Source organism: Methylocaldum sp., assembly GCF_039794385.1.
Classification (GTDB): Bacteria; Pseudomonadota; Gammaproteobacteria; order Methylococcales; family Methylococcaceae; genus Methylocaldum.
In genome coordinates this window covers 1-4,491 of record NZ_JBDIVO010000363.1, presented here as the reverse complement: position 1 = coordinate 4,491, position 4,491 = coordinate 1, and the positions used below count along the sequence as shown (strand labels likewise).

At 60.3% G+C, this 4,491-nt stretch carries 4 protein-coding genes; all 4 read left to right on the top strand.

Going from position 1 to position 4,491, the window contains the following annotated elements; genetic code table 11:
* The first annotated feature begins 112 nt into the window (after window positions 1-112).
* The 4 genes from ABJK70_RS20745 to ABJK70_RS20730 all read left to right on the top strand — a co-directional run bounded on the left by ABJK70_RS20745 (window position 113) and on the right by ABJK70_RS20730 (window position 4,413).
* On the top strand, window positions 113-1,408 hold the full coding sequence (locus tag ABJK70_RS20745; protein WP_347258976.1) for a DUF4157 domain-containing protein: 1,296 nt from the start codon (window positions 113-115) through the stop codon (window positions 1,406-1,408).
* Between the two features lie 211 nt (window positions 1,409-1,619).
* On the top strand, window positions 1,620-3,365 hold the full coding sequence (locus ABJK70_RS20740; protein ID WP_347258975.1) for a DUF4157 domain-containing protein: 1,746 nt from the start codon (window positions 1,620-1,622) through the stop codon (window positions 3,363-3,365).
* A 53-nt stretch (window positions 3,366-3,418) separates the two neighbouring features.
* Complete coding sequence (locus ABJK70_RS20735) at window positions 3,419-3,757, top strand: hypothetical protein (protein WP_156880494.1); 339 nt, start codon at window positions 3,419-3,421, stop codon at window positions 3,755-3,757.
* Complete coding sequence (locus ABJK70_RS20730) at window positions 3,754-4,413, top strand: hypothetical protein (RefSeq protein ID WP_347258974.1); 660 nt, start codon at window positions 3,754-3,756, stop codon at window positions 4,411-4,413. Before ABJK70_RS20735 ends, ABJK70_RS20730 begins: the two co-directional genes overlap by 4 nt.
* The last annotated feature ends 78 nt before the right edge of the window (window positions 4,414-4,491 follow it).

Here is a 4,491-nt window from a genome sequence, read left to right as displayed (position 1 = left end):
CCCGAGGAAGTTTACCGCGGCTCAAGATAGGCGGAGTTCGCATCGAAACGGAGTCAAAACCGGTGACTGTGGGGGCGCAGTTAGCTCGGGGTATTGCGCGGGAGACCGGGCGATGAGCGCCGCCGCAGCCCTTCAAACCGCACCCGCCAAGCCCAAAGCTTCGGCCGTGTCCGTCGCCGACGGACTGCTCCAGCGCAAATGCGCCTGCGGCTCCTCGAAATCTCCACTGGGGGAAATGTGCGACGAGTGCCAATCACGCGCGTTGCAGCGCAAGCTCTCGGTAGGTGCGAGTAACGACCCATTAGAGCTGGAAGCGGACCGGATCGCCGATCGGGTGATGGCGATGCCGGTACACCCTGCGGCTGGTGCGACGCCCCTGCGCATCCAGCGTTTTACCGGGAGACCTTCGGGGCAAATGGAGGTTGCGCCTGCCAGCGTCGATCAAGTCCTCGCGAGTCCCGGCAGGCCACTGGAGCCCGCGTTACGGCAGGACATGGAGCAACGCTTCGGCCACGACTTTTCACGAGTAAGAGTGCATTTGGGCGGAGCCGCCGAGCAATCGGCGCTGGAGGTGAACGCCCATGCCTACACAGTTGGTCAGAACATAGTGTTCGGTACGGGTTGGTTCATACCGGAGACGCGCGAAGGACGACGCTTGATTGCCCATGAATTGACCCATGTCGTTCAGCAATCAGATCCAGATTGGAGCAGTGTTGCTCACAACAAGCCACAACTGGCCATCATGCCTTATCGGCCAAAGACTAGCGCCAACTTCGGCGTTTGCGACCATGGGGCGGACGTCGAGGATTCATTCACGATGAAAACCGACAAGAACAAAAAGCCCTGGATACAAAAGATAAGCATTGATTTCACCGGAACAACGACGGACGCGGACGGAGACTTGGTACCAACCGGCGAACTTACGGCTAAGTACTTTTCCAGCCCCGTCAGCCTAGCTGATATCAAGGTGGGAATCGTCGGAGGGAAGGCGTCCCAAGGACTTACCGATAGTGGAGCGCACACCGTCACGCGCATCGAGGGCTGTGGATATCACCACACGTCGGTTCCGAAGGCGGAACAAATCACCGGCCATAAGCGCGCCGGCAAGTACTTCAAAGACACTTCGAAAGCGACAATGAATTTCGCGGTGTTCTTTGTCGAGGGGCCAAAGACCGGCAACCAGGCCATTCACGAAGGCAGCCTGAGTTTAGGCTCGCTGGCTTGTGTGCATGTAGCCAAGCAGGACACGATCAGAAAGATCAACTATCACTCTGTAGAGGGCGGCACCAAAGTCCAAGTCTCATACAGTGCATCCGCGCTTAAAAACGTATGTTGTGAACGCTTCAAGACCAAGGGGTTCATGGTGTCGAATCCCTGCAAGGGTCAGGACGCCAAGAAATGCCCGTAGCTGGAGAGCCTTGCGTAGGATGGGTAGAGCGCAGCGAAACCCATCAATGGGAGGCTCACCCTATAGCAGCGTTGGTCGGGGTCGAGGGACAAGAATCCCGACAAGCGGTGCAAGAGGAATGGAGGCCGCTTCGCACGAACGAGGTCAGCGTCGGAATTGTTTTTAAGAATAAACCGGAGATTCTGAGGAGCGCCGTCCAAGGTATAGACCGATGATTACGTACACGGGAACACAGCCGAAGAACACCGCCGGAGCCTCGTCAGTAACGGGACGCGGCGTACTCTTGCAGCGCAAGTGCGCCTGCGGCGGCTCGCCTGGTCTGAGCGGCGAATGCGAGGAATGCGGCAAGAAGCGCATGGCGGGCATCCAGACCAAGCTGGCGGTTGGCGAACCCGACGACGCGTACGAACGGGAAGCGGATCGGATCGCCGATCAGGTGCTAGCGATGCCGGCGCGGCCCGCCGTCCGTGTCGCGCCGTTGCGTATCCAGCGGTTCGCTAGGCAGTCAGCCGGCGAAGCGGTGCCCACCAGTGTCGACCAGATCTTGGCCGGTTCCGGCCGGCCGCTCGAGCCGGCACTGAGTCGGGATATGGAACAGCGCTTTGGTTATGACTTTTCCAGGGTACGCATACACACCGGCGCGAACGCCGAGCGCTCGGCTCGGGAGGTCGACGCCCACGCCTATACCGTGGGACGTGACATCGTGTTCGGCACCGGTAGGTTCGCGCCGGAGACGCGCGAGGGGCAGCGCCTGCTGGCGCATGAGCTGACGCACGTGGTGCAGCAGTCGGGTGCGGCGGGAACAGGCTCCGGTCAAAGAGCCGATAGAAGTGACCGGCTCCCGATTTCATCCCTGGCGGGCGGCACGCCGGATCGGCTTTTCCGTGACCCGGACGACAAGGGTACCAAGGAGGCGAAGAAAGATGATTGGGCGGGAAAAACCATTCCTAAGGATGAAAAACAGGGTTTGGCCATCTCGCTGTTTCAGGATATCGGAGTTGCTCCCGTCAAATCCTTCGGCTCCGTCGCAGGCGCCAAGTTCTTGTTGCATGACACATCTGGGGCCAGCTCCCGGGCTCATTTGGAGACGGAAGCCAAGAAAGCACGGGGCCCTCTGGGCAGCGGTCCAAACGTTTTCGTGCCCGCTACCGGGCAGGAAATCATCCAGCGCCCGGATTTCTACGATCCTCGCCGCCCGACCACCACCGAATTTGAAAAGGGCGAGGACCTGCTTCGGGAAGCAGACCGTGAGACCGCATTACGCAAAGTCTGGAAAGCAACGAATACGGCAGCAAAAGACAAAGCCTTGGCTGATGCGTTGACTGGGCTTCCCTTGAGCGCAAAGGAGGTTGCAGATGAGAAAAAAGGTGCGAAGGACAAGTTGGATGCGACGAGCGGGAAGATTTTCTCCACGGGCAATTGGGCCGTCGCAGAGATCTGCCGGCGGGAGAAGAAGGAAGGCGCGGCGGCGGTCGCCGTAAAGGGTAAAGAGGCGGACCTGACATCAGGCTGCAAGGTGATCGGACCCGTGCTCGAAGCCCGCGCGCAGCGGGCGAGAGCGACGGTTTCGGTCGAGCTCGTACAGGTGGGTGTCAAGAAAGGCGCGAAAAGCGAGAACACCTGCGATCCTTCGAATCCCGATATTTTGCCGCTCCCCGATCCCCCTTACTCGGCCGAACAATATTGGAATACGACCCTGATGTATCTGAGAGCGGCAGTCGCGGCGGGGGTATGGCCCATGACCACGACCCACTTTGTCGAAGACGCGTTTGCCGGCGGCCACTGCGACCCCCGTTGCTTCGACCTGCAACGGTTCTATGACGGAATCGCGAACTTTTTAGCTCCGTTAGGCCATGCCAAGGGCAGCACTTACGGCGTTAAGCCGAAGTATGGCCTCAAGTCCGGAACCGATACGGTGTGGTGGCACGACAAAATCTGCCACCGGGGGCCGCCCTAGATCTCCCGATGAGGTTTGCAGTTTCCTGATATGAAGAGCGGTAGAAGAACGACATGCACGCAAGCACAACTAGGTTCCCGACTTCCGACCATGGCTGCAATTTCGGCGCTTCCGGAACGCCGGTACAGGCGCTGAGCACGGCCTTCAAGGTATGCACGCGCGGTTTCAAGGACGCCATCACCTGGTGCCTGGGCTGGCAGACCAACCTGGTCAAGATCAACTCCAGGGGGAGGACCCTCATCAATCCGCCGGACAATACGCCCTGTGATCAGTGCAACGGCAGTATCTACAACCTCAGCGGCGATACGGAGGATTGTTCGGGCACCAAACCCAAGCCGCCCAAGGTCGATCTGCCCGATCGCAAACCGAGAGTGCCCGAGGTGCCTGAATGACCACCTTTCCCAATTCTCCGCGTGTCCTCAAGGGCGGCCTGGTGCTGATCGATCCCGAGTCGGCGCGAGTGCTGCGCATCATTTCGCTGCAGTACAACCCGGACTCGCTGTCGCGCACATTGCAGATCCAGTCGGCCGGGGGGGAAGCGGCCAACCGCTCGGAGCCGATGCGCTTCAAGGGGCCGGCGGTGGAGACGATCAAGCTGGACGCCGAGATCGATGCCGCCGACCAGTTGGAGTTTCCGGACCAGCATCGCGCCGTGGTCGAGCACGGCATCCAGCCTCAACTGGCGGTGCTCGAATCCTTGGCGCATCCGACCAGCGCCCAGTTGTTGCGGGTCGATGCCGAGGCCAGTTCCGGGACGCTGGAAATAGCGCCCATGGAGGCGCCGCTGATGCTGTTCGTGTGGAGCAAGAGCCGTGTGGTGCCGGTGCGGCTGACGGACTTCTCGATCACCGAGGAGGCTTTCGATCCCGCGCTGAACCCGATCCGCGCCAAGGTGAGCCTGGGGCTGCGCGTGCTCTCGGTGGACGACCTCGGCTTCGCCCACAAGGGCGGAAGCCTGTTCATGAGCTATCTGCAAACCAAGGAACAACTCGCGGCGAAGGCCCAGCCGGGCAGTTTCGCGGCGCTCGGCATCGGAGGGGTTGGATGAGCCGTCAGCTTTCAGCGGTCAGCCGTCAGCTATCAGCGGTCAGCAAATAAGTTGGAATCGCTGATAGCTGAATGCTGA

Excerpts from the sequence above, each read along its gene's own strand:
- ABJK70_RS20735 (WP_156880494.1), top strand. The coding sequence starts at position 3,419 with ATGCACGCAAGCACAACTAGGTTCCCGACTTCCGACCATGGCTGCAAT.
- ABJK70_RS20740 (WP_347258975.1), top strand. The coding sequence starts at position 1,620 with ATGATTACGTACACGGGAACACAGCCGAAGAACACCGCCGGAGCCTCG.
- ABJK70_RS20730 (WP_347258974.1), top strand. The coding sequence starts at position 3,754 with ATGACCACCTTTCCCAATTCTCCGCGTGTCCTCAAGGGCGGCCTGGTG.
- ABJK70_RS20745 (WP_347258976.1), top strand. The coding sequence starts at position 113 with ATGAGCGCCGCCGCAGCCCTTCAAACCGCACCCGCCAAGCCCAAAGCT.